This is a genomic window from Protofrankia sp. CiP3 (assembly GCF_917627345.1).
GTDB lineage: Bacteria > Actinomycetota > Actinomycetes > Frankiales > Frankiaceae > Protofrankia.
The window spans coordinates 4,076-28,935 of record NZ_CAKJTM010000049.1 but is presented as its reverse complement, the minus strand read 5'-3'; the positions used below and the strand labels follow the sequence as shown (position 1 = coordinate 28,935).

Sequence of the window (24,860 nt, the reverse complement as noted above, 5' to 3'; positions counted from 1 at the left end):
TTCTCCCGCAGCCAGTCGACAGGCGTCAGCTCATGGCTGTCAAGAACACCAGGCGGGCCGCTGCCGCTGTCACGTCGTCGTTGACGACGACCTCGTCGAACTCCGCTTCGGCGGCGAGCTCGATACGTGCCCGGTCGAGCCGCCGCCTGATCACTTCCGGCGGCTCCGTGCCCCGGCCGACGAGCCGGCGGACCAGCTCCTCCCAGGATGGCGGGGCGAGGAAGACGAAGCGGGAGCCGGCCATTGTCGAACGCACCTGGCGGGCGCCCTGCAGCTCGATCTCCAGCAGGCAGGGCACCCCGTCGGCCAGCCGCGCCTCCAACGGCGCGCGCGGCGTCCCGTACGCATGCCCCGCGAACATCGCATGCTCCAGCAGCTCGCCCGTCTTGACCATTAACGCGAACTCCTCGGCGTCGACAAAGCGATACTCCACCCCCTCGGTCTCACCCGGCCGGGGGGCGCGTGTCGTACAGCTGACCGAAACCCAGACCTCGGGATGACGCCGGCGCACCTCGGCGACGACGGTTCCCTTCCCGACGCCGGAGGGGCCAGACAGAACAGTGAGCCGCATCAACACACCTTAGAGCGCCCGAGGATAGGACTGTCCGGCTCGCGGCTCCCCGCATCCCGCCCGGCCACGTTGTCGTCAGTCGGCGCCCAGTCCCAGGGCGCCTTCCTCCGCCGTCTTGCCGGATCGGGCGCGGATGAGCCGCTCACTGATCGAACGCCCTATCCTCGGGCGCTCTTAGTCATCCTCAAGGCCTCCGAGCATGCGAAAAAGTCAAGATCACATGCTCTTTGGCCGCCGGTGTCGTGGCCAAAGGGCGCACGCCTACGCACTTTCACACCGCCGAAGCCCCGATCGTCACCGGCGCTTCCATCGGGTGCCCTGTCGAGTTGGTTGACTTACCTGGTTAGTCAGGCCATCCATGATGGGGTTCTTCCTGAACTGTGAACCCCAGCCAAAGGCCGGAAAACAGCCGGTACGGCGGCCCGGCGGCGCGAGGTTCCACCATTACCGGGACACCGCACCGAACCCACGACGGAGGATGTGCGGCACACCCTCGCCGAACGCTGTCAGTGCTCAGGAGCTGGTGAACTCCTGAACCAGCGCGGCACGCTGTTTGGCGCCAAGGCCTCGCAGCCGACGGCTGTCGCTGATCGCGAGCCGCTCCATGATCCTGGTGGCGCGGACACGACCGACGCCGGGCAGGGATTCGAGAACAGCAGCCACCTTCATCTTTCCAATGACCTCATCGGTGTTGGCTCTCTCAAGGACGGACGCGAGTGACACTTCCGCCTTCTTGAGCCGCTCCTTGAGTTCTGCACGCTGCTTACGCGCCAACGCAGCTTTCTCGAGGGCAGCAGCCCTCTGCTCGGGCGTCAGGGGCGGCAGGGGCACGGGTACGCCTCCTTCTTTCGGGTGATCGCGGCGCCGCGCAAACTAGCGAGTAACGGGCGTCTCGGTCCAGTCGGTAGCACGGGTACATCCACGGACTATTGTCCACAAGACCGTGCCCGGATGTCCGGATGAATCGCGTTGCCCGCGCCGTACTGTTTGCTTTCGGTCGCTCGCGGACCCACCGTACCGGGCAGATCGCCTCGAGATGTCCCAACCGGGGCCTGTGTGACGTCACACCAGGTCAGCGGCACCGTGACGGTGTCAACTACCGGTCACAAACCGAGCCGCGGCAGCCCCTGGATCACTCGATGTAATGATCGGGCGCCCCACCACAAGAAGGTCGGAACCCGCTCCCAACGCCGCCGCGGGCGTTGCGATACGCGCCTGATCGTCGAGATTCATACCTTGCGCTCGAACTCCAGGAGTGATAAGAGTCACACCGTTTCCAACCTCCGCGCGCACCTCTGACACCTCACGCGGGCTGCACACCACGGCCCGCGCACCAGCGGCAACAGCCAGCGCCGCAAGGCGGCGGACGACACCGGCGGGCGGCTCACCGTACCCGGCCGAGGCGAGGTCGGCAGCGCCCAGGGAGGTCAACACGGTGACCGCGGCGACCTCGACATCCGGCGCGGCGTCCACTGCCGCCCGCACCATCGCCGTGCCTCCCGCCGCATGCACGGTTACGTACCGGGGGGCGAGCGGAGCTACTGACCGCATCGCCCCAGCCACCGTGTGGGGGATATCATGCAGCTTGAGGTCGAGGAAAAGACCGATCCGGTCCCGTTCAGCCGGCCCTGGATCACCCCCGACCACGTCCCACAGGGCGGTCACGATGCCGGGTCCCTCACGGCAGAACAGTTCCAGACCGACTTTCACAACGGCGACGTGCGGTGCCACCGCGCGGGCCAGCCGTAGCGCCCGCGGCCCGTCGGGCACGTCCAGCGCAACCGCCAGCGGCGGTCGCGACGTCCAGGCGGCCAGCCGTGCCCCCGGCAGACTCGTCATCTCACCACCCCCGTCAGGCCCGCGGGTCCCCGTCAGCCCGTCAGCCCGGTCGTCGTGGCTGCCGTCGTGGCCGTCGTGGCTCGGCCGGTCGCCCCCTGGTCGCCGTGGGCATGGGCGTCAGCGGGCCGGGCATCCACGGGCTGGAGGCCGGCGGGGACGGAGCCCCGGGCGGCGGCACCATCGGAGTCGCCGGACCGGTCCCGATCGGCCCAGGCGGCGTGCAGGTCCGCGTGGAAGCTCTGCAGCGGCATCACCCCGATCTCGCCGCGTACCAGGGCCTCGATACCCTGCACGCAGGCGGCCGCGCCCTGGATGGTGGTGATGCAGGGCACGCCGGTCGTCACACACGCCGTCCGGATCTCGTATCCGTCCAGCCGCGGGCCGACACCGCACGGCGTGTTGATCACAAGGTTGATCTGACCCGAATTGATCATTTCAACGCAGTCGGTCAGGCCGGAGTCCGGCGCCGAGTGCTTTCCGAGCACAACCGCCTTCACTCCGTTGCGGCGCAGCACCTCCGCGGTTCCCTCGGTGGCATAGACCACGAACCCGAGGTCCGCGAGCCGCTTGATCGGAAAAATCATCGCGCGCTTGTCCCGGTTGGCCACCGAGACGAACACCCGGCCGTAGGTGGGCAGTGACGCGTAGGCCGCGGCCTGCGACTTGGCGTAGGCGGTGCCAAAGCCCGCGTCGATCCCCATGACCTCACCGGTGGACTTCATCTCCGGCCCGAGCACGGTGTCCACCCCGTGGCCGCTGGCGTCCCGGAACCGCCCGAAGGGCAGCACCGCCTCCTTCACCGCGATGTGGGAGTCCATCGGCAGTGTCGCGCCGTCGCCGTGCCGCGGCAGCAGCCCCTCCGCGCGCAGCTGGGTGATGGTCGCGCCGACCATCACCCGGGCCGCGGCCTTCGCCAGCGGCACGGCCGTCGCCTTCGACACGAAGGGGACGGTGCGCGACGCTCTCGGATTGGCCTCCAGGACATACAGGACGTCGGACTGCATCGCGTACTGGACGTTGAGCAGGCCCCGCACCCCGACTCCGTCCGCGATCAGCCGGGTGGACTCACGGATCCGCTCCAGGTCGGCACGGCCCAGCGTGATCGGTGGCAGGGCACACGCCGAGTCCCCGGAGTGGACCCCCGCCTCCTCGATGTGCTCCATCACGCCGCCCAGGTACAGATCCGTGCCGTCGTAGAGGGCGTCCACGTCGATCTCGACGGCGTCGTCGAGGAAACGGTCGACCAGGACCGGATGCTCGGGGGAGATCTCGGTCGCCCGCTCGATGTAGGAGCGCAGCATCTGGTCGTCGTAGACAATCTCCATGCCGCGCCCGCCGAGCACATAGGACGGCCGCACCAGCACCGGGTAGCCGACCCGGTCGGCCACCGTCCGCGCCTCGGCATAGGACGTCGCCACGCCGTGCAGCGGCGAGGGCAGCCCGGCTCGGGCGAGCACGCGGCCGAACAGGCCACGATCCTCGGCTAGGTGGATCGCGCGCGGGGTCGTCCCGACGATCGGGACGCCAGCGGCGGCAAGCGATGCCGCGATGCCCAGCGGAGTCTGGCCGCCAAGCTGGACGATCACGCCGACCAGCGGGCCGGCCTGCCGCTCGGCGTGGACGACCTCCAGGACGTCCTCGACGGTGAGCGGCTCCACGTAGAGCCGGTCGGCGGTGTCGTAGTCGGTGGACACCGTCTCCGGATTGCAGTTGATCATGATCGTTTCATAACCGGCCGCCGACAGGGACATCACCGCGTGACAGCAGGCATAGTCGAACTCGATGCCCTGCCCGATCCGGTTCGGCCCGCTGCCCAGGACGATGACCCGCGACCGGTCGCTGGCGACGATCTCGGTCTCGGAATCATAGGACGAGTAGTGGTAGGGCGTGGCCGAGGCGAACTCGGCCGCGCAGGTGTCGACCGTCTTGTAGACCGGCCGGATGCCGGCGCGGTGCCGGAACGTGCGGACCACGTCCTCCTTGGTCCCGAGGATCTCGGCGAGCTGCGCGTCGGAGAACCCCGCGCGCTTGGCCCGCAGGATCCCGGCGGAGTCGCGGCTGATGGTCTCAGCGATCTCGTTGAGGTTGGCGATCTGTTCGACGAACCAGGGATCTATGCCGGTCGCCTCGGTGACCTGGGCCGGGTCCGCGCCGGCGCGCAGCGCCCGCTGCACCGTGCGCAGCCGCCCGTCATGCGGGACGCGGGCACGGCCCAGCAGCTCATCGACCGTCGCGGGCTCGTCACCGGCGAAGGAGAACACCGCGCTGGGCTGCTCCAACGACCGCAGGGCCTTCTGCAGCGCCTCCGCGAAGCTCCGCCCCATCCCCATGGCCTCCCCGACCGACTTCATCGTGGTGGTCAGTGTCGGGTCCGCGCCGGGGAACTTCTCGAAGGCGAACCGGGGTGCCTTCACCACCACGTAGTCCAGCGCCGGCTCGAACGCCGCCGGTGTGGTGCGGGTGATGTCGTTGGGGATCTCGTCAAGGGTGTACCCGAGCGCGAGCTTCGCCGATATCTTCGCGATCGGGTATCCGGTGGCCTTCGACGCCAGGGCTGACGACCGGGACACCCGGGGATTCATCTCGATCACGACGAGCCGCCCGGTAGCCGGGTCCACCGCGAACTGGATGTTGCAGCCGCCCGCGTCGACACCCACGGCACGCATGACCGCGATGGCCATGTTCCGCATCCGCTGGTACTCCCGGTCGGTCAGCGTCATGGCCGGTGCCACTGTCACCGAGTCGCCGGTGTGCACGCCCATCGGGTCGATGTTCTCGATCGAGCAGACCACAACCACGTTGTCGGCGCGGTCGCGCATCAGCTCGAGCTCGAACTCCTTCCAGCCGAGGACGGACTCCTCGACGAGCACCTCCGAGGACGGGCTCGCGGCGATGCCGTCCGCGGCCATCCGGCGAAGTTCACCGGCGTCGTGCGCGAAACCGCTGCCGGCGCCGCCGAGGGTGAAGCTCGGGCGTACCACAACCGGGTAGGAGAACTCCTCGGCGGCGTCGAGGCACTGCTGGGTCGTTGTGCAGATGGCGCTGCGCGCGGTCTCACCACCGACCGACGCGACGATGTCCTTGAACGCCTGGCGGTCCTCCCCCGCCCGGATCGCGTCGATGTTCGCGCCGATCAGGCGGATGCCGTACCGGTCGAGGACACCGGAGTCGTGCAGCGCGACCGCGGCGTTCAGCGCGGTCTGGCCACCCATCGTCGCGAGCAGCGCGTCGGGCCGCTCCCGATCGATGATCTTTGTAATCATGTCCGGCGTGATCGGCTCCACATAGGTGGCGTCCGCCAGGTCCGGGTCGGTCATGATCGTGGCAGGATTGCTGTTGACCAGCACCACCCGCAGGCCCTCCGCGCGCAGCACCCGGCAGGCCTGGGTACCGGAGTAGTCGAACTCGCAGGCCTGGCCAATGACGATCGGCCCGGACCCGATGACCAACACGCTGCTCAGATCTTCTCGCCGCGGCATCAGTGCCTGACCTCCCATCGGCATCCCCGCGCGTACGCCTGCGCGGGAGCATCCGGCCCGCTGTATCCTGCCCCGGCGCTCACCGGGAAGCCGCCATCAGATCGCGGAACCGCTCGAACAGATCGTGGGCGTCGTGGGGGCCGGGCGCCGCCTCCGGATGGAACTGAACGCTGAAGGCGGGCACGTCCAGGCAGGCGAGGCCCTCCACCACACCGTCGTTGAGCGCCACATGGCTGACCTCGACCCGCCCGTAGGGCGTGTCGGTGACGCGGTCACGCGGTGCCCTGACGGCAAAACCGTGGTTGTGGCTGGTCACCGAGATCCGCCCGGTCGCGGTGTCGGCAACCGGCTGGTTCACCCCGCGATGGCCATAGGTCAGCTTGTAGGTGTCGAAACCCAGCGCCCGAGCGAGCACCTGGTTGCCGAAGCAGATCCCGAAGACCGGAATCCCGGCGTCGAGCACCCGGCGCACGGCCTGGACCGCGTAGTCCGCGGTCGAGGGATCGCCTGGGCCGTTGGACAGGAACACCCCGTCCGGGGCGAGGTTGAGCAGGGCCTCGCCACCGGCGCGGGCCGGCAGGACGTGCGTCTGGCACCCGAGCGCGGACAGCGCCGACGGCGTCGACCGCTTCATGCCCAGATCGAGCGCGGCAACCCTGAACATCGGCGTACCGGTCGCGGCCTGCACCACGTATGGCTCCCGGGTGCTGACCTCCGGCGCCAGGTCCGCGCCGGCCATGCGTGGGCTCGCGCGCACCGACTCAAGCAGGGCGCCCGCGTCCTGCCCGGCATCGGCGATCCCGCACCGCATCACGCCACGTTCCCGCAGATGGCGGGTGAGCGCCCGGGTGTCGACACCGCTGATGCCCACCACTCCGGCGGCCACCAGCGCGTCGTCCAGAGTGCGGCGTGACCGCCAGTTGGAGGCGATCCGGCTTGGGTCACGAACCACGAACCCGGCAACATGGATCTTTGATGACTCGTCGTCATCGTCGTTCATGCCGGTGTTGCCGATGTGTGGCGCGGTCATGACCACGATCTGGCGGTGGTAGGACGGATCGGTCAGCGTTTCCTGGTAGCCGGTCATGCCGGTGGCGAAGACGATCTCGCCGAAGGCCTCCCCCACCGCCCCGAAGGCCTCACCGACGAAACCGCGCCCGTCCTCAAGCATCAGGCGTACCGCGTGGGCCCGGGGCCCGGTGCCCCCGTCCTCGAGCGCCGCCGATCGCGCCGGATCGCCCACGCCGCCGGGAAGACCCGCCTCGTCCCAGTTCACCGCGCTGGCGGTTCGCCGCGACGGCCCGCTCCCCACATCATTCGACGCGCTCTCGCTCCCGCTCCCGCTCCCGCTCCCGCTCCCGCTCACCAGATGTCCTTTTTCATCTTCCGGACGACATCTCCCAGCGGGGACGTGAGGGGATCAACCTGGGCCGCGTTGGCGGAGTACCCCGAGCCGTCCTTACCGGCACCGGCCGGGCCGGGCCGGGAGCCCGGTGGGTAGGCGCCTCCCGGCCCCCCGCGTGGCCCGGGAGGGTCAGCGGAGCGGGGCGCGCGGGTCACGACGGGTATCGGGGAGGTGCCCGCTGGCCGGGACGCACCCGGCACGGTGGCGGGGCCGAGCACCGGTGGGCTGTTACCCAGCGCGCCGGGTGAGCGGGCCGGTGGCACGCCATCACCGGCCGCGGGCGGGACTGGGCGAGTGCTCTCCGGCCCCTGGCCAGCCGTTCGCGGACGCAGCCGTGACACCGCCCGGCCCACCGGCCGCGGCCTGGTGACCTCGCCGTCGGTGGGCCCTGGGGCCGGCCCGATCAGGCCGTGCACCGCGCGCACCACCTTGGGCTGGCGCGCCCGGTCGTCCCCGCGCAGGCCGGTCTCCAGCTCATGACCGCCGAACGACCAGGCCAAAACGATGATGCGCCCGGCACCGGCGACCTTGCCGGCGTGTGCCCGTTCCAGCCGAGCGCCGCGGACGGCATCCCGCGGGATCCAGAACGGCTCGCTGCCCGTGCGGTCCACCTGGATCCCGTGCTCGTAGACGGTCACGTACGCGTCCGCGCGCCCGCCGAGCCCCCGGGCAGTGATGCGGTCAAGCCAGTGCCCGGCATCGACCGTCCCCAGATAGAGGCCCTTGAGCGGCGCGGTGAGAACGGTACCTGTCTGGCCGGGGACCACGGGCAGATCGGGGAGGTCCTCCTCCTGCCGCTCGGCGCGGTGACGCCAGGTCCGGCGCATCCCGCCGACCGCGGCCACGAACAGCAGCAGACAGCCCAGGGCGAACAGCAGATGCAGGCCCAGGCGGTCGGGACCGCGTTGCGGCGCCGTACCGGCAAGACCGTCGGCGACGGTGACGAGCGAAGCGGCGAAGGTGAGATGGTCGGTCATACGATCTTCCCGTCAAGCACGGTGGGACGCCCCCGCAAGAATGTGGCCTGGACACGTCCAGGCAGGCTGCGGCCGGCGTAGGGGGTGTTGCGACTGCGGCTGGCGAACGCGTGTGGATCCACCGTCCAGCGGGCCGCCGGATCAAGCAGGACGACGTTCGCCGCGGCGCCTGGGCGCAGCGCCGCGGCCACGTCCCGCGACGCATGGGGCAGGCCGCCGATCCGGCTCGGGGCGCCCGCCATCCGGTCGGCGAGCCCTGCCCAGTCCAGCAGCCCCGGCTCCACCATAACCATGATCGCGATCGACAGCGCGGTCTCCAGGCCGACCATGCCGGGACGGGCGGCAGCCCACTCCGTCTCCTTGTCCTGCGGGGCGTGGGGAGCGTGATCGGTCGCGATGCAGTCAATGGTGCCGTCGGCCAGCCCGGCGCGCAGTGCCTCGACGTCGGCGGCGGTCCGTAGCGGTGGATTGACCTTGTAGACCGGGTCATAGGAGGTGGCCAGGTCGTCGGTGAGCAGCAGATGGTGCGGGGTGACCTCGGCCGTGACCCGCCAGCCCTTGGACTTCGCCCAGCGCAGGATCTCCACCGAGCCCGCGGTCGAGACGTGACAGACATGCAGCCGCGAGCCCACATGCCCGGCCAGCAGCGCGTCCCGGGCGATGATCGCCTCCTCGGCGGCGGCCGGCCACCCGGGCAGGCCGAGCCGTGCCGACACGACACCCTCGTTCAGCTGCGCGTTCTCGGTCAGCCGGGGTTCCTGAGCGTGCTGGGCGATCACCCCGTCAAAGGCCTTGACGTACTCCAGTGCCCGGCGCATGAGCACCGCGTCGGACACACAGTTGCCGTCGTCGGAGAACACCCGGACGGCCGCCGCCGACGAGGCCATCGCGCCCAGTTCGGCGAGCCGGGCACCGCGCAGCCCCTCGGTGACCGCGCCGACCGGGCGCACATCACAGTGCCCGGCGGCCTGGCCGAGCCGCCACACCTGTTCCACCACCCCGGCGGTGTCCGCGACCGGCTCGGTGTTGGCCATCGCGAACACGGTGGTGAAACCGCCCAGTGCCGCCGCCCGGGTGCCCGAGGCGACCGTCTCGGCGTCCTCCCGGCCCGGTTCGCGCAGATGGGTGTGCAGGTCCACCAGCCCGGGCAACGCGATCAGACCGTCCGCGTCGAGGACGTTCGCGCCGGGCGCGGACAGCGCCGGCCCGATCTCGGCCAGCACCGGGCCGTCCAGGAGCATGTCCACCGCGGCCCCACCGAGCGGCCGGACACCGCGCAGGAGCCAGCGTCCGCCGCTGTCCAGCGGATCCCGCACGGCGGCGTCAACGCGTTGCGTCATGAAGCGGCCTCCAGAACGAACATCGTAGGGAGTGCGGCGGCACAGACCACCGAGAGCACGGTCATGCCACCTCCCTGGTACCGCCCAACAGCAGGTAAAGAACAGCCATCCGCACGCTTACGCCGTTGGCGACCTGCTCGACCGCTGTCGAGCGGGTCGAGTCGGCCACATCCGAGGCGATCTCCATGCCACGCACCATCGGCCCCGGATGCATCACCAGCGCGGACGCCGGCATGGCCGCGAGCCGGTCGGCGTCCAGGCCGTACCGGCGGGTGTACTCCCGCTCCGTGGGGAAGAACGCCGCCGTCATCCGCTCCCGCTGGACCCGCAGCACGATGACGACATCGCTTTTGGGCAGCACCGCGTCCAGATCGTAGGAGACCGTGACCGGCCATCGCTCGATCCCGACGGGCACCAGCGTGGGCGGGGCGACCACCGTCACGGCCGCTCCCAGGGTCGACAGCAGCCACATGTTGGACCGGGCCACCCGAGAGTGCAGGATGTCGCCGACGATCGTGACGGACAGGCCGTCGAGACGACCGAGCCGGCGCCGGATGGTGAACGCGTCGAGCAACGCCTGGGTCGGATGCTCATGGGTGCCGTCCCCGGCGTTGACCACGCTGCCGCGCACCCACCCGGCAAGCCGGCGCGGAGCCCCGCTGGCCGGATGCCGGCACACCACCGCGTCCGCGCCCATCGCCTCGAGGGTGAGCGCGGTGTCCTTGAGGCTTTCTCCCTTGGAGACGCTCGAGCCGCGGGCTGAGAAATTGATTACATCAGCGGACAGCCGCTTGGCCGCGACCTCGAACGACGTCCGGGTCCGGGTCGAGTCCTCAAAGAACAGATTGACCACCGTACGACCGCGCAGGGTCGGCAGTTTCTTGACCGACCGGTCCGCGACGGTCGCCATGTACTCGGCCGTGTCGAGCACGAGCAGGGCGTCATCCCGACCAAGATCTTCCGTGGAAAGCAGATGACGCATCACACGACCCACCTGGCCGGCATCTGCCAGCGGGTGCGGGCGCCGCGGGCCGGCCGAGAATGCCGCCGCCACCCGCGGGCGAGGCCATTCATCAACCCGCCCCTTCCGAAACAATCATCACCGCGTCACGGTCGTCGGTTTCGACGAGACGGACCGCTACCACCTCCTGGCGGGAGGTCGGCATGTTCTTGCCCACATAGTCGGCCCGGATCGGCAGTTCCCGGTGGCCGCGGTCCACCAGGACCGCAAGTTGCACCACCCGGGGCCGGCCGAACTCGGCCAGTGCGTCGAGAGCCGCCCGCACCGTGCGCCCTGAGTACAGGACGTCATCGACGAGAATCACCGTCGAGCCGTCGATCCCCCCGTCGGGAAGGTCGGTGACCTCGAGCGGACGGACCGCTCGAAGCCGCAGATCGTCGCGGTGCATGGTCGGGTCGAGCGAACCCACCCCGAGCTCGATGCCTTCCACCGCGCGGACCCGGGCGGCAAGCCGGTGCGCCAGCGGCACCCCCCGGGTGGGGATACCGAGAAGCACGACGCCGGCACCGCCGGAGGTCTTCTCCAGGATCTGATGCGCCATCCGGGTGAGCACCCGGCCGATGTCCGCGCCGGAGAGGACCGTACGAACAGTGCCCTGGCCGGATGCCTCCGGACCGGGCAAGGATCCACCCGTGACAGTCGTGGCCATGACGGTGTCCCTCCTTCCCCGCCTCACTGGACGGCCCTTAAAGGAGCGGTTCGGATGACGGTATCAGGCACCCGCACAAGCCCTTCGAGCTGCGGGTACGCGAAAGGAACCACGACCGCACGCTCTTTGACGCACTAGATTGTCACTGCACGTTACAACCTTAGAACCCGACGCGCATGAACAGTCCTTTGTGGGGAAGTTCCCATAGCTGTAGCGCCTAGCGCGATCGGAGTACTACAGAAAGTGGTACAAAGAAAGAGCCAACACGACCCCCCTGGTGTCGAGCCGCAACCGGCCCGGGACTACTATGGGTAACCACCGGCGGCAAGAGCCCCGGTTCCAACTGATCGACCACGACGGGAGTGGGCACTCCGATGTCCGACTATGCGAAGGCGCTCGGTACTCGGCTGCGCGCAATACGCACCCAGCAGGGGCTCTCGCTTCATGGCGTCGAGGAGAAGTCGCACGGGCGGTGGAAGGCTGTCGTCGTGGGCTCCTACGAACGCGGAGACCGCGCCGTTACGGTGCAACGCCTGTCCGAACTTGCCGAGTTCTACGGCGTCCCGGTGGGAGAACTCCTCCCCGAAGGCTCGACCGTGGCTCCACTCGAGCAGTCGCCGCGCATCGTCCTCGACCTGGAGCGTCTTTCCCAGGTGCCCAAGGAGCAGGGCGGCCCGCTCGCCCGCTACGCGGCAACCATTCAGAGCCAACGCGGCGACTACAACGGCCGCGTGCTCTCGATCCGCTATGAGGACCTGCGTTCTCTCGCCGTCATCTACGACACCTCACCGAGCAAGCTCACCGAGCAGCTTGTCTCGTGGGGGGTGCTGAGCCCCGACCAGAATCAGGAAGTCGGCATCAGCGAGTCCGCCTAGGGCGCGCCAGAGGCCGCGCGAGCATGGTTCCTTTCGCGCGGCCGGAGGCTCGCCAAGAGCGCGATCCGGCTCCGAGGCTCCAGCACGCGAGGGTGGTCCGCCGGAGGCTCGGCATCCGGCGGACCAGGCCGGGATCAGCCCTGGGCCGGATCTCGCCGGTCACGACCGGGATTTTCCCCCTGGCTGAGAGCGACCAGCAACAACGGGCGCGGCGTCACCGGGCTGGGGCACGCACCCCAGCCCCGCTCCTTGATCCAATCCCCTACTGCCGGGCGCTCTTGAGATCAAGAAGCCGTGCCAGCAGGCCGTTGACGAACGCGGGCGAGTGTTCCGTCGAGATCGTTTTGGCGAGTTCGACCGCTTCGTCGATGGCCACCCCGTCGGGGATGTCCTCGCGCCAGAGCAGTTCCAGAGCGCCGATCCGCAGGATGTTGCGATCGACCGGCGGCATCCGCTCAAGCGTCCACTCCTGGGCATGGTCGGACAGCATCCCGTCGATGTCGGCGAGGCGCTCGACAACACCTTGGACCAGGCTGACGGTGTATTCCGGCACCGGCGGATCGGCCTGCGCGAGACGCTCGGCAAGCGTGTCGGTGAAGCTGTTCCCGCGCATGTCGGCCTCGTAGAGGATGTCGAGAGCGCGCTTGCGAGCCTTCGACCGGGCGCTCAGCTCGTCACCCGGCCGAGATAACGGCCGTCCCTGGTGTCGACCTTGACCTTCTCACCGGTGGTGATGAACAAGGGGACCTGGACGGTGGCACCGGTCTCCAGCGTCGCGGGCTTGTTACCACCGGTGGAGCGGTCGCCCTGCACCCCCGGCTCGGTCTCCGAAATGATCAGCTCGACACTCGCCGGGAGCTCCACGTACAGGGGCGCGCCGTCGTGCAGCGCCACCGTCGCCGTGGTGTTCTCCAGCATGTAGTTCGCGGCATCGCCGACGACGTCGGGCGGAACGGGCAGCTGGTCGAACGACTCGCTGTCCATGAAGACGAAGTCCGCGCCGTCGCGGTAGAGGAAGCTCATCTCCCGCCGGTCGACGGTCGCCAGCTCCACCTTCACACCGGCGTTGAACGTACGGTCGACAACCTTGCCCGTCAGGACGTTCTTCAGCGTCGTCCGGACAAACGCCCCGCCCTTCCCGGGCTTGACGTGCTGGAACCCGACGACGCTCCACAAGGTGCCGTCGAGGTCGAGTGTCATGCCGTTCTTCAGGTCATTCGTGGTCGCCACTGCGCGCAACTCTCCAGCCGGACCAGCAGGTTGGTCCGTTCGACTGACGGGGATCTCGGGAGAGTCTATAGCCATACCGAACAGCCGCCCGCCAGCCGAGGTATCAGGCGCCGTCGCGCGGCCGGCGGGCGGCGATCGCCCGCAACGCGAGCAGGTACGAGTCGAAGCCCAGCCCGGTGATGGTCCCGGCCGCCACCGCGCTGATCACGCTGTGGTGCCGGAATGCCTCCCGGGCATGGGTCTGGCTCAGGTGCACCTCTACCAGCGGTCCCCGGACCTCGGCGGCGGCGTCGCGCAGCGCGTAGGAGTAATGCGACCATGCCCCCGGGTTCAGTACCACCGCTGCCTCAGTGTCCGCGGCCTCGTGCAGCCAGGCGAGCATCGTGGCCTCGTCGTCGGTCTGCCGGCAGTCCACCGTCAGGCCCAGTTCCGCAGCCTGCTCCTGACAGGCAGCGACAAGATCGTCATAGGTGCGGCTGCCGTACACCGCCGGTTCCCGCCGGCCCAGCCGGCCGAGGTTCGCGCCGCTGAGCACCATCACCCGCACGATGGGACCTTCACGACCGGACTCCCAGAGCCGGGCCGGCGATCACCGGAGCATCGACGGCCGGGCCGCCGGCCCCACCACCCGCGCCGGACGAGGCCGACAGCTCCGACAGCTCCCGGGCGACCTCCGAGAAGGCGGCCACCACCAGCGCCGGGTCCGGATCGTCGAGCACCCGCGGGCAGGCCAGCGCGTCGAGGACGACGAAGCGCAGCCGGCGGCCGCGGCTCTTCTTGTCCACCCGCATCGCGTCCAGCAGATCCGCCCAGCGGTCCGCCCGGTAGGTCGTGGGCAGGCCGATGCGTTCGAGCAGGTCGCGGTGCCGGTCAGCGGTGGCATCGTCCAGGCCCGCCGCGAGCCGGCTCAGGGAAGCGGCGAAGACCATCCCGACGGACACCGCGGCACCGTGGCGCCAGCTGAAGCCCTCGACCTTCTCGATGGCATGCCCCAGGGTGTGCCCGTAATTGAGGATCTCCCGCCGGCCGGCCTCCTGCGGATCGGCCGACACGACGCCCGCCTTGACCCTGATCGACCGCTCCAGCAGCTCACGCTGATGGCGCCGGCCCGTGGGGTCCTCGTCAAGCAGATCGAGGATGACCGGGTCCGCGATGAAGCCCGCCTTCACCACCTCCGCGAGCCCCGAGGCGTGCTCGCTCGCCGGCAGGGTCGCGAGGGTGGCGAGGTCACACAACACGGCCAGGGGGTGATGGAAGGCGCCGACGAGATTCTTGCCGGCATCGATGTCGATCCCGGTCTTGCCGCCGATCGCCGCGTCCACCATCGCCAGGACGGTGGTCGGCACCTGCACGACATCGACGCCACGCAGCCAGGACGCGGCCACGAAGCCGGCGAGGTCGGTCGCGGCTCCACCGCCGAGGCCGATGACGACATCGTCACGGGTGAAACCGACCTGGCCGAGGACGTCCCAGCAGAAGCCGGCGATGCGTAGCTTCTTGGCCTCCTCGCCGTCCGGGACCTCGATCGCGTGGGCCTCGACCGTGGCCGTCGCCCGCAGGTCCGCGACCACGGCGTCCGCGGTCGCCCGCAGCGCGCGCGGATGGATCACCGCGGCCCGGGTCCGCCCGGCCACCAGATCGGCGAGGTCGCCGAGCAGGCCCTCACCGACGACGACCTCGTACGGCCGCACGCCGTCCGGAGCGACCTCCAGCCGGGTTACCGGCGCCACCGTCACGGCCTGACCACCGACTGTTCGACCAACTCGACTACCTCCTCGGGTGTGCGGCCCGCGGTGTCCACCACCGCGGCCGCGACTTCGGCGTACAGCGGCGCGCGTGCCCGCAGCATCGCCGCGATCCTGGTACGCGGCGCCTCGACCAGCAGCGGGCGGTCCCGGGCGAGCCCCACCCGCGCCACCGCGTCGCTGACCCCGACGTCGAGGTGGACGACCAGCTGGCCGCGTAGCGACGCCCGCGTCGCCGCGTCCAGCACCGCGCCACCGCCCAGTGCGAGGACGCCGTCATGTTCGGTCAGAGCGCGCGCAACCGCATCCCGTTCCAGCGCACGGAACGCCTCCTCACCGCGCTCGACGAAGATGTCGGCAACCGGCATCCCGGCCCGCAGCTCCACATCCGTGTCCGTGTCACGGAAGCTCGTACCGAGCCGCCGCGCGAGCAGCTGCCCCACCGTGGTCTTCCCGGAGCCGGGCGGGCCCACCAGCACCACGAGCGGCCGCCGTCCGCCCTCGACAGCGACGATCATACCGGCTCCGACCTGATGACCAGCGACTGCACGTACATCTCACAGTTGCGCCGGGACTCCGCCACCGAGTCGCCACCGAACTTCTCCACCGCCGCGTCGGCGAGCACGAGCGCGACCATGGCCTCGGCGACGACCCCCGCCGCGGGTACCGCGCACACATCCGAACGCTGCGCGATCGCGACCGCCTGTTCCCCGGTGGCGACGTCGATCGTGGCCAGCGGCCGGGACAACGTCGAGATCGGCTTCATGGCCGCCCGGACCCGCAGCGGCTCGCCGGTGGTCATCCCGCCCTCGATGCCGCCGGCACGGTCGCTGGCCCGGCGCACCCGATACGGCCCGCCCGGCGTCCCGTCGGCGGGCAGCCGTTCGATCTCGTCGTGGGCCTGCGACCCCCGCCGCCGGGCCGTGGCGAAACCGTCACCGAACTCCACCCCCTTAATCGCCTGGATGCCCATGAGCTCACCGGCGATCCGGGCGTCGAGGCGACGATCACCGTGGACGTAGCTGCCCAGCCCCGGTGGACAGCCGTAGGCCAGGACCTCGACGATCCCACCGAGGGTGTCGGCATCCTGGCGGGCGGCGTCGATCTCGGCGACCATCCGCAGGCTTGTCGCCGGGTCGGCGCAGCGGACCGGGTCGGCGTCCACCACGTCCATGGTCATCGGCTGTGGTGCTGGTGAGCCGGGCGGTACCGCCACCCCGCCGATCGCCACCACGTGGGAGACGACCTCAATGCCGTACGCCTGGCGGAGCAGGGCCTTCGCGACGGTCCCGAGGGCGACGCGCGCCGCGGTCTCCCGGGCGCTGGCCCGCTCGAGCACGGGCCGGGCGTCGGCGAACCCGTACTTCTGCATCCCGGCAAGATCCGCGTGACCAGGGCGCGGACGGGTCAGCGGAGCGTTTCGGGCCAGCCCCGCCAGCTCCGCGCTGTCGATCGGATCCGGCGCCATGACCTGACGCCACCTGGGCCACTCGGTGTTGCGGACGACGACGCTGACCGGGCCGCCCAGGGTGCGGCCGTGGCGCACTCCCCCCAGCAGCTCGACCTCGTCACGCTCAAAGCTCATCCGTGCGCCGCGGCCGTGACCGAGCCGGCGGCGGGCGAGCTCGTCGGCGATCTGAGCGCTGGATACCCCTATACCGGCCGGCAGCCCCTCGATGGTTGCCACCAGGGCCGGGCCGTGCGACTCCCCAGCAGTCAACCAGCGCAGCATGCACCCAGTCTTCCATGCGGGCCGGCCATCGACGGCGGGCCGGTCATGGCGGGCAGGCTGGTCATGGACGTGCGGGCCAACCGACGATCGCGACGAAGGCGCCCGCGAGCAGGAACGGCCCGTACGCGATGCGCGCGCTCAGGCTGGCGCGCCTGGTCACCAGCAGGAGCAGCGCCCACATCCCGGCCAGCGTCATCCCCACCACGAACCCGGTGAGGACGGCCGAGGCGCCAAGCCACCCGAGGGCGCCGCCGAGCAGGCCGGACAGCTTCACGTCGCCGAACCCCAGGCCGGCGCCGGGCAACGCCCACAGCCCCGCGGACACCACGGACACGACCGCGGCGGCGAGGAGGCCGCGCCACCATCGTCCCAGGTCCCCGTCCACGACGGCCGCGAGCCCGAACAGCGCGGCCAGGATCGGATAGGACGGCAGGGTGATCGCGTCAGGCAGCCGATGAACCCTGACGTCGATGACGGCAAGCAGCACTCCCGTCACCCCCAGATAGGCGTATGCCGGCAGCCAACTGACATGATCATCCAATGCGACCGCGAACGCGGCGACCACCACGCCGGTGAGCACGCCCAGCGCCCAGCCGGTGGGCACCGGTGTCCGGATCCGCTCACCGTCGACCGGATCGAAGGCGCCCACCAACGCGGGAAGCGCCGGGACGACACACAGCGCGGCAAGGACGATCACTATGCTGGACGCGGTTCCCAGCACGTTCACGGGGGCGGCCCGCCGCCGGGCGCGGCCGACACCGATGCCGACACCGACACCGACACCGACACCGACACCGATGCCGATGCCGATGCCGATGCCGATGCCTGCATAGCGGGCGGCAGCGAAGATGGCGCCGACCGCGCCGCCAGCGCCCGCCGGCCCGCGTCGAGGAGCAGGCCCACCTCCACCTCGGCCCCGGTGAAGAGCCGAACCTGCCCGACCGCCTGGGCCGCGAGCACGACCAGGCCACCGGCCAACGCCGCTCCGGCGGCCTGCGCACGGGCGGCCAGCCGGGTGGGCCACGGGTGGTACAGCAGCTCGACCAGCGCCGTCGAGGAGGGCCACGCCCGCTGGGCCAGGTCATCGGTCGCGCCGGCCGGAGTGGTCGCAAGGACGATGTCGGCGTCCGCGAGCGAACCCAGCCCGCCCGGACGCGTGCGGGCACCCGAGCCCGGCAGCCCCCACCGGTGGACCGTGACGCCAAGCCCGAGCGCGCCACCGAGGTCGACCAGGGGCGCCGCCGCCGCCGGCCGGCGGGCGACCAGGTCCACCCGGGTGGCACCGAGCCGGGCCAACGCGCCGAGGGCGGCCCGAGCGGTCCCCCCCGCACCGAGGATCAGGGGGCTGCTCGGCGCCGCCCCGTCACCGAGAACCTGGGTGACGGCGTGGGCGATGCCCATGACATCGGTGTTGAACCCGTCCAGCCGCACCGGTGCGCCGGCGACCGCGGTACCGGCTGGGTCCTGGCGGACGACGACGGTGTTGGCCGCGCCGAGAAGCGCCGCGGTGGCGTCGAGCGTGTCGAGCAGCGCCAGGACGGCCGTCTTCAGCGGCATGGTGAGCGACAGGCCCACCCAGCCCGGCTCCGTCCGCACCCGGTGGAGCGCCTGCGCCAGCGCGCCCTCGTCACACTCGACGGCCGGGTAGTCCCAGTCGAGCCCGAGCTCGGCATAAGCGGCCGCGTGCATAACCGGTGACAGCGAATGAGTAACCGGCATGCCAAGGACGGCGGCCCGCCGACGGGTCACGACCCGCCCTCGGAACGGTAGCGGGTGAGCGCCTCCTGCCACTCCTTGTCCGTGGTGGCGAAAATCGTCACATTCGACTTCGGCAGCGACACGAAGTACATCCACGGCCCCGCGGCCGGATGCAGCGCGGACTCCAGCGCCCATCTGCCGGGGTTGGCGATGGCACCGGGAGGCAGGCCGGCCACCTTACGGGTGTTGTAGGGGTTGTTGGCGTTCAGCTGCCCCTGCGTCAGCGGGCCCTCGTACTCGTCGAGCGCGTACCGGGTGGTCGAGTCGAGATCCAGGCGGCGGAAGGCACCGGAGGTGTCGGCGAGCCGGTTGTAGATGACCCGCGCGACCTTCGGCCCCTCATCGGGGTTTTTCACCTCACGCTCGATGATGGACGCGACGGTAATGATGTCCTGCGGAGTACGGCCCAGCGCGGCCGCGCCGGCCGGGATGTCGAGCGACGCGGTCTCCGCCTTGAAACGGTCGACGAACATCTTGACGGTGACCGCCAGGGACGCGCCTGGCTGCAGGTCGTAGGTGAACGGGTACAGATAGCCCTCAACCCCGCTGGCATACGGCGGGAGCTGGAGCTCGCCCGGGTTCTTCACGATGGCCTCCAGGGCCGAAAGCGGCTGGCCGGTACGGTCCGCGAGTGCCGTGAGCACCTGCCGGGTGGTCATGCCCTCGGCGATGGTGAGCCGGAACAGCGCGTGTGACCTGGCATCGAGCAGCGCGGTGAGCGCGTCGACCGCGCGCAGCCGCTGCTTGACCTTGTAGAAACCGGGCTGGATCGACCGTGAGCGCTCATCGGCCGCGGCCGCGTTGACGAAGGCTGCCGGGGTCCGCACGACATCCGCCGATGCCAGCACCCGCGCGATATCACGGGCGGTCGACCCGGCCTGGATCTGGATGATGACCGAGCCGTCACCTGGTCCGGCGTAGTCAGCGGCCGACTCGCCCTTCGCGATGCGCCCGATCACCTTCCCCGCGCCGTAAATTCCGCCACCGAGCATTCCGGCTACAACGACCAGGATCGCGATAAGCTTCGGAACGGCGGTAGGTCGTCGCCGGCCGGCCCGGTTACGCCTGCCGCGGCGACGGTTGTTCGACCCGACGCCGTTGGGCGCACCGCCGTTCTGCGCGTCGCCCAGCAGCTCGTCGAGGTCGTCGCTGATCACGTGTTGTCCGCGGAACGGTCCGACCTCGGTCTCGCAGGGCGTTGGGGTGCGCGCATAGCGCCATCGTCCACCAATGGGCCAGCAGATGGTGGGGATATGGCGTCCGCGGTACCTCCGTCCGGAGGGGCGTCCAGCACGGACTGCAGGATCTGCACCGCTGCCTCCTGATCAACGACTCCACGACGAGCTCGGGCACGCATGCCACGTTCAGCCATCCGGCGGTGGGCCACGACCGTGGTCATCCGCTCGTCGGCGAGCCGTACCGGGACAGGGGCCACCCGCGCCGCGAGAAGATCGGCATAGGCTCGCGCCTGGCGCGCCGCTGGCCCCTCAGCACCGGACAACCGCGCCGGCAGGCCCACGACGACCTCCACCGCCCGACGATCCCGAATAATAATTGCAAGCTCATCAAGATCGCGGTGTGTTCGGGGATCGCGCCGTAAGGTCGTCACCGGGAAGGCGAGCCTCGCGTCAGGATCACTGGCGGCGATTCCCACCCGTACGGTGCCCACGTCCACGCCCACCCACACGCCCGTCCGGCGGGTCACCGGACGCCCCCGGACCTCCGGGGCTGGAGGCCGGTGGGGTCAGCGGAGGCGGGCATCCGGGGCGTCCGGGGCCGCCGGGGCGTCGACGCCGTCGTCATCGCCAATCCCAAGAGCGTGGCGAAGCTCAACCTCCCGCTCCGCCATGCCCTCCTGGACGTCCGTCACGAACTCCCGCACCGACTGCGCGAAAGAACCGGCCAGGTGCTGTGGGGTGAGCGTGGACACCGCGCGGGCGGCCCGCCGGACGGTGACAACACCGACGGCCGCGCCGAGGGCGATGTAGAACATCCGGGGCATTACGCGCTCCTGCTCTCGGCAGCAGCCACCTGCGCACCAGCCACCCCGGTTACCTGCGCGCCGGGTGTCTGGCCGCCGGTCGCGTCAGCCCGCCGGGCGGTCCGCCGGGACGCGCGGTCGGCCCTGATCTCCGCGGTCACCCGCGACTCGATGTCCGCGCGGCTCCGCTTGGCGGCTGCCCGCCGGACCCCGTAGGTGAAGGCCGCGACCCGGACGATCGGACCACCGAGTGTCGCCGCGAACAACGACGTGAGCGAGGAGATGTTCGTCGAGATCGACTGCACATTCGCCGTGATGGCGTCGACCCGGTCAAGTTCCTTGTTCACGTGGCTGAGAGCAAGGTTCACCTCATCCACGGTTGTGCCCGCCTGCCGGACGCGCGCGGTGCCCTCGTCGATGGCAAACCCGGTCTGGCGAACCCGCGCGGCCGCCTCGTCGAAGATCTTCCCAAGCTTGAACAACACGTAGCAGCCGAACAGGACGAGCACGGAGAACGCCCCCGCCGCGATCAGTCCCGCGATCGCACCACCGGACATGTGCGCTCCGCCTCCGCTGTCATGGGCCGTAACCCGGCCATATTTTGCCTTTTGCCGTAACCCGGCCTATTTTTCGGTCGGCTCCAAACCGGCGTTCCTGGAGCGACCCTACCGAGCGCGACCGGCTTCGTGGCCACTCGCCCCTGCCGGCTCGTCCACATCGCCGTGGGCGCCGGTCGGATGACCGGCACCCCGCAGAGTGGCGCGCAGGAACGCCAGCCGCTGCGAGGCACGCGACTCGAACCCGTTCGCGCCCGGCTGGTAGTAGTCGCGGCCCACCAGCGGGTCAGGCGCATACTGCTGGCCGACCACGCCGCCCGGGTGGTCGTGGGGGTACCGGTAGCCCCCACCATGGCCGAGCCGGCCCGCGCCCGGGTAGTGCGCGTCGCGGAGATGAGTCGGCACGGGACCGGCACGCCCCGCCCGGACATCGGCGATGGCCGCGTCAACGGCCCGGATCACCGCGTTGGACTTCGGCGCCAGCGCGAGATGGATCACCGCCTGGGCCAGCGCGAGCCGCGCCTCAGGCAGGCCTACCAGCTCCAGGGCCTGTGCCGCCGCCACCGCCACGCCCAGCGCGCCAGGCTCAGCGAGCCCGACGTCTTCGCTGGCCAATATGATCATTCTCCGGGCGACGAAGCGAGGGTCCTCCCCCGCTTCCAGCATCCGGGCCAGATAGTGCAGGGCGGCGTCGGCGTCCCCGCCGCGGATGGACTTGATGAACGCGCTTGCCACGTCATAGTGCTGGTCACCGGCCCGGTCATAGCGGACCGCGGCCCGGTTCACGGCCTGTTCAACGGTCGCGAGATCAACACGCGCCGGCGCATCCGCTCCGGCTGTCCCGACCACCGCGTCACCGGCGGCCTGTAACGCGGTCAGGGCACGCCGGGCATCGCCGCCGGCCAAGCGCAGAACATGATCGACCGCGTCGTCGTCCAACGCCAGCCGGCCGCCGTAGCCGCGAGGGTCCGCGAGCGCCCGGCTGATCAGAGTGCGGATGTCGTCGTCGGTGAGCGGCTCCAGCGTGAGCAGCAGCGACCGGGACAGCAACGGTGCCACCACCGCGAAAAACGGATTCTCGGTGGTGGCCGCGACGAGCGTGACCAGGCCGTTCTCCACCGCGGGCAGCAGCGCGTCCTGCTGGGTCCTGGTGAAACGGTGCACCTCGTCGATGAACAACACCGTGCGCGCTCCGGAAACCGCGAGCGTGTCACGCGCCTCGTCGATCGCCGCCCGCACATCCTTCACACCGGCCGTGACAGCCGACAGCTCACGGAAACGACGTTGACCTGAACCCGCTATGACGTGGGCCAGGGTTGTCTTGCCGGTACCAGGCGGCCCCCACAGCAGGACCGAGGTGGTACCGCCGCCCTCCACCAGCCGCCGCAGCGGGCTGCCCGCCGCGAGCAGGTGCCGCTGCCCGACAACGTCGTCGAGCGTGCGGGGCCGCAGCCGGGCCGCGAGCGGGCCCGACGTCGCGAGGGCCCGCTCGAGCCCGGCATCGAACAGGTTCACCGACCTACCGTATGACCGCCCGTACGGACGTCCGGCCGCCGGTTGCTCCTGGACCCGCGTTCCTACCGCCGCGTGGCATGACCGCGCCGGCGTCCCTGGCGCCCGGGGTCGCCGGCCTGGCCGAACACGTCCGCGCCCTGGGCCGCGATGGTCAGGACCGGTGCGGCCCGTCCGGCCGGTGCCGCCGGCCCGAACGCACCCGAGCCGGCTGCCATGCCGGGCTTCCCCCCGCTCATATCGGGCCTCCCGCCGAGGTTGGCCGTCTGGTCGTGGGCATGAGCCGCGCGGGTGAAGACGTCTGTCTCGCTGACCCCGCCCAGGGCCGCGAAGATGACCAGCGCCAGGATGGAGAAGGTCAGGACGCACACGACGAGGCTCAAGGTGATCGGATCAACGCCACCACTCGGCTCGGACGCCCCGGATATGCCTGTGACCCGGGTGGCGGCCATGCCCGTGTAGTGCATCCCGCAGACGGCGGCGGCCATCACCAGCGACGCGACCAACACGTGGCTGCGGCTACGTACCCGAAAGGTGATCCACAGCGCGGCCAGCGCCGCGAGCACGGCTATGACGACCGAGATCGCGACAAGCTTCGTGTCATACGTGACGGTGCCGCCGGTCCGCATCGCGGCCATGCCTGTGTAGTGCATCGCAGCGACGCCGAGACCGGCAATGAGCCCGCCGGCCCCAAGACGCGCCACGCTGCGGGGATTCGTTCCGACAACCACCAGGCCGATTCCCGATACCGCCACCGCGATAACAAGCGACAGCGCGGTGAGGCCTATGTCGTACGTGATGTCCATCCCGTCGATGTGATATGCGACCATACCCATGAAGTGCATCGCCCAGATTGCGCCGCCGCCAAGCGACAAAGCTGCTGACAGGACCCAGCGCAGCCGGGTGGCAGCCCCGCTCAGAGGAATACGTAACGCGCTGACCAGCGCGGCGAACGACCCCACCGTTGCCAGCGCGACGGACACACCGACGAAAAGCAGATCATAGTCGGCCGCGTGGCGTGTTGCCGTCGTAAGATCCATGACGTTCCCCTCGCCGAGGCTGACAAACAATTTATGTCTAGCACATCAAACTATGAACGTCATCACAGTCGGCCATGTCTCAGGCGGCTGTGTCACAGGCGGCAGGCAACCGCCAGCGCGGCGATGTCAGATGAACAATGGACACACGTGGCGCAGTGCGTTGCCACGAAAAGATACGCCCGGAGTTGCATGGCCACGTTTTATGGCTCCAGGTGACCGGGTAGTGACGGACAAGACCAGCGAGCTCCGGCGAAACCACGGTAGTACGTACCGCGACCGCGCGCGAGAAATCCAGCCGGACCGCGGCCGGCGGGCTGGCTCAGCTCAGCACTGCCCGCGCGCCGGTCGCGGGGCGGCGAGGACCGCCCGGCTGAGATATGCGGGTCAGGAGGTATGGACCGCGCCGGAGCCGTTCGCGCTGTGCGCTCCGACCGTACCGGCAAAGGCACCGGTCGCCGCCGGGTGGCTGCCTCGGCCCGTGACACCGCCCACCGCCTGGCGGACCTTGTCAACGAGCCCGCCGGCCCGCGCCGAGACGACACCTGCCGCGCTCTGTACCTCTGGACGCTCCCGGAGCGACCGCGCCTGACGCATGATCAGGTCATAGCGTTCCCGGCCCGCACGTGCGCCCAGCAGGTAGCCGAGACCGAGACCGACGACGAAACCGGGCCTGACGTACATGGTGCCTCCCGCTGGTTCCAAGGGCCTGAAAAGATGCGGAAGCAGCATGATCGCACCTCCCGCGGCCAGGTGGGCTGGCGGGGCCTCCCGCGCCGCGGCAGCGGCGTGACCATGTCTCCTTCGGCCGGGTGGACGACGCTGGACCGCCGCTGCCGCTGGACGCTGGGCCTGTTGCCTTGCTGCCGCCGCTGACCAGCGCCCTGCCCCGACCGGCCTCGGGATTACTACCCCGCCGAACGGCCCGCTCGAACCTCAGGTACCCTTGCCAAGTCAGGTGCTCAGGATCCTGGTCCGAGGCATCGCGGTCCCGCGTAGCTCAATTGGCAGAGCGTCCGGCTGTTAACCGGCAGGTTACAGGTTCGAGTCCTGTCGCGGGAGCAGAACCCCAGGTCAGGGCCTTCAGCTTTAGAGCGACCGGCAATAGGGGACGCGGCGTCGCGGGGCTGGGGCACGCACCTCACCGCATCG

General features: G+C 70.2%; 25 protein-coding genes and 1 tRNA gene. 2 read left to right on the top strand and 24 right to left on the bottom strand.

Features of this window, described 5'->3' with window-relative positions; genetic code table 11:
• Window positions 1-25: 25 nt before the first annotated feature.
• The 9 genes from gmk to pyrR form a co-directional block, all read right to left on the bottom strand.
• Complete coding sequence (gene gmk, locus MJ797_RS16570; RefSeq protein WP_239335818.1) at window positions 26-571, bottom strand: guanylate kinase; 546 nt, start codon at window positions 569-571, stop codon at window positions 26-28.
• Between the two features lie 513 nt (window positions 572-1,084).
• Window positions 1,085-1,402 carry an integration host factor, actinobacterial type gene (gene mihF / locus MJ797_RS16565; RefSeq protein WP_239309958.1) on the bottom strand — a complete coding sequence of 106 codons (318 nt, stop codon included), beginning with the start codon at window positions 1,400-1,402 and terminating at the stop codon, window positions 1,085-1,087.
• A gap of 261 nt (window positions 1,403-1,663) precedes the next feature.
• Complete coding sequence (pyrF, locus tag MJ797_RS16560) at window positions 1,664-2,410, bottom strand: orotidine-5'-phosphate decarboxylase (RefSeq protein ID WP_239335817.1); 747 nt, start codon at window positions 2,408-2,410, stop codon at window positions 1,664-1,666.
• A gap of 32 nt (window positions 2,411-2,442) precedes the next feature.
• Window positions 2,443-5,889, bottom strand: a complete 3,447-nt coding sequence (gene carB / locus MJ797_RS16555; protein ID WP_239335816.1) for a carbamoyl-phosphate synthase large subunit — start codon at window positions 5,887-5,889, stop codon at window positions 2,443-2,445.
• A gap of 79 nt (window positions 5,890-5,968) precedes the next feature.
• Complete coding sequence (carA, locus tag MJ797_RS16550) at window positions 5,969-7,060, bottom strand: glutamine-hydrolyzing carbamoyl-phosphate synthase small subunit (RefSeq protein WP_239335839.1); 1,092 nt, start codon at window positions 7,058-7,060, stop codon at window positions 5,969-5,971.
• A gap of 191 nt (window positions 7,061-7,251) precedes the next feature.
• Window positions 7,252-8,271 (bottom strand): hypothetical protein, encoded by a 1,020-nt coding sequence (locus tag MJ797_RS16545; protein WP_239335807.1) that lies wholly within the window; start codon window positions 8,269-8,271, stop codon window positions 7,252-7,254.
• A complete protein-coding gene (locus MJ797_RS16540; RefSeq protein ID WP_239335806.1) occupies window positions 8,268-9,611 on the bottom strand; it encodes a dihydroorotase in 1,344 nt (447 codons plus the stop codon). Before MJ797_RS16540 ends, MJ797_RS16545 begins: the two co-directional genes overlap by 4 nt.
• Before the next feature lie 61 nt (window positions 9,612-9,672).
• Window positions 9,673-10,593, bottom strand: coding sequence for an aspartate carbamoyltransferase catalytic subunit (locus MJ797_RS16535; RefSeq protein ID WP_239335836.1), 921 nt, complete (start codon window positions 10,591-10,593; stop codon window positions 9,673-9,675).
• 91 nt (window positions 10,594-10,684) lie between these two features.
• The gene (gene pyrR, locus MJ797_RS16530; protein ID WP_255739073.1) at window positions 10,685-11,281 is read right to left on the bottom strand and encodes a bifunctional pyr operon transcriptional regulator/uracil phosphoribosyltransferase PyrR; all 597 of its coding nucleotides are present in this window, start codon (window positions 11,279-11,281) and stop codon (window positions 10,685-10,687) included.
• Window positions 11,282-11,655: 374 nt separating this feature from the next.
• On the opposite strand from pyrR, the gene MJ797_RS16525 reads away from it, so the two are divergent.
• Window positions 11,656-12,156: a transcriptional regulator gene (locus tag MJ797_RS16525; RefSeq protein ID WP_239335805.1), complete on the top strand. Its 501-nt coding sequence runs from the start codon at window positions 11,656-11,658 to the stop codon at window positions 12,154-12,156.
• A gap of 262 nt (window positions 12,157-12,418) precedes the next feature.
• Here MJ797_RS16525 and nusB read toward each other — a convergent pair whose 3' ends face one another.
• From nusB to MJ797_RS16450, 15 genes are all read right to left on the bottom strand, one after another.
• The gene (gene nusB, locus MJ797_RS16520; RefSeq protein ID WP_370651575.1) at window positions 12,419-12,826 is read right to left on the bottom strand and encodes a transcription antitermination factor NusB; all 408 of its coding nucleotides are present in this window, start codon (window positions 12,824-12,826) and stop codon (window positions 12,419-12,421) included.
• Window positions 12,823-13,386 (bottom strand): elongation factor P, encoded by a 564-nt coding sequence (gene efp / locus MJ797_RS16515; protein ID WP_239335804.1) that lies wholly within the window; start codon window positions 13,384-13,386, stop codon window positions 12,823-12,825. The genes nusB and efp overlap by 4 nt, the downstream gene beginning before the upstream one ends.
• Window positions 13,387-13,489: 103 nt before the next feature.
• Entirely contained in the window at window positions 13,490-13,933 is a 444-nt protein-coding gene (gene aroQ, locus MJ797_RS16510) for a type II 3-dehydroquinate dehydratase (RefSeq protein WP_374582394.1), read from the bottom strand.
• 10 nt (window positions 13,934-13,943) lie between these two features.
• The gene (aroB, locus tag MJ797_RS16505) at window positions 13,944-15,122 is read right to left on the bottom strand and encodes a 3-dehydroquinate synthase (protein WP_239335803.1); all 1,179 of its coding nucleotides are present in this window, start codon (window positions 15,120-15,122) and stop codon (window positions 13,944-13,946) included.
• Window positions 15,119-15,649 (bottom strand): shikimate kinase, encoded by a 531-nt coding sequence (locus tag MJ797_RS16500; RefSeq protein ID WP_239335802.1) that lies wholly within the window; start codon window positions 15,647-15,649, stop codon window positions 15,119-15,121. The genes aroB and MJ797_RS16500 overlap by 4 nt, the downstream gene beginning before the upstream one ends.
• A complete protein-coding gene (aroC, locus tag MJ797_RS16495; protein ID WP_239335801.1) occupies window positions 15,646-16,863 on the bottom strand; it encodes a chorismate synthase in 1,218 nt (405 codons plus the stop codon). Before aroC ends, MJ797_RS16500 begins: the two co-directional genes overlap by 4 nt.
• A 61-nt stretch (window positions 16,864-16,924) precedes the next feature.
• Complete coding sequence (locus tag MJ797_RS16490) at window positions 16,925-17,590, bottom strand: prepilin peptidase (RefSeq protein WP_239335800.1); 666 nt, start codon at window positions 17,588-17,590, stop codon at window positions 16,925-16,927.
• Window positions 17,587-18,612: a shikimate dehydrogenase gene (locus MJ797_RS16485; protein ID WP_308128330.1), complete on the bottom strand. Its 1,026-nt coding sequence runs from the start codon at window positions 18,610-18,612 to the stop codon at window positions 17,587-17,589. Before MJ797_RS16485 ends, MJ797_RS16490 begins: the two co-directional genes overlap by 4 nt.
• Window positions 18,609-19,778, bottom strand: coding sequence for an endolytic transglycosylase MltG (gene mltG / locus MJ797_RS16480; RefSeq protein WP_239335798.1), 1,170 nt, complete (start codon window positions 19,776-19,778; stop codon window positions 18,609-18,611). Before mltG ends, MJ797_RS16485 begins: the two co-directional genes overlap by 4 nt.
• Complete coding sequence (ruvX, locus tag MJ797_RS16475; RefSeq protein WP_239335796.1) at window positions 19,775-20,326, bottom strand: Holliday junction resolvase RuvX; 552 nt, start codon at window positions 20,324-20,326, stop codon at window positions 19,775-19,777. Before ruvX ends, mltG begins: the two co-directional genes overlap by 4 nt.
• Before the next feature lie 39 nt (window positions 20,327-20,365).
• Entirely contained in the window at window positions 20,366-20,623 is a 258-nt protein-coding gene (locus MJ797_RS16470) for a DUF6167 family protein (protein WP_239335794.1), read from the bottom strand.
• A complete protein-coding gene (locus MJ797_RS16465) occupies window positions 20,623-21,159 on the bottom strand; it encodes a DUF948 domain-containing protein (protein WP_239335792.1) in 537 nt (178 codons plus the stop codon). Before MJ797_RS16465 ends, MJ797_RS16470 begins: the two co-directional genes overlap by 1 nt.
• A gap of 108 nt (window positions 21,160-21,267) precedes the next feature.
• Window positions 21,268-22,674: a replication-associated recombination protein A gene (locus MJ797_RS16460; protein WP_239335790.1), complete on the bottom strand. Its 1,407-nt coding sequence runs from the start codon at window positions 22,672-22,674 to the stop codon at window positions 21,268-21,270.
• A gap of 62 nt (window positions 22,675-22,736) precedes the next feature.
• On the bottom strand, window positions 22,737-23,711 hold the full coding sequence (locus tag MJ797_RS16455) for an MHYT domain-containing protein (RefSeq protein ID WP_239335788.1): 975 nt from the start codon (window positions 23,709-23,711) through the stop codon (window positions 22,737-22,739).
• A 384-nt stretch (window positions 23,712-24,095) separates the two neighbouring features.
• Complete coding sequence (locus MJ797_RS16450; RefSeq protein ID WP_239335786.1) at window positions 24,096-24,392, bottom strand: hypothetical protein; 297 nt, start codon at window positions 24,390-24,392, stop codon at window positions 24,096-24,098.
• Between the two features lie 305 nt (window positions 24,393-24,697).
• Here MJ797_RS16450 and MJ797_RS16445 point away from each other — a divergent pair.
• A tRNA-Asn gene (locus MJ797_RS16445) sits at window positions 24,698-24,770 on the top strand.
• Window positions 24,771-24,860 lie beyond the last annotated feature (90 nt).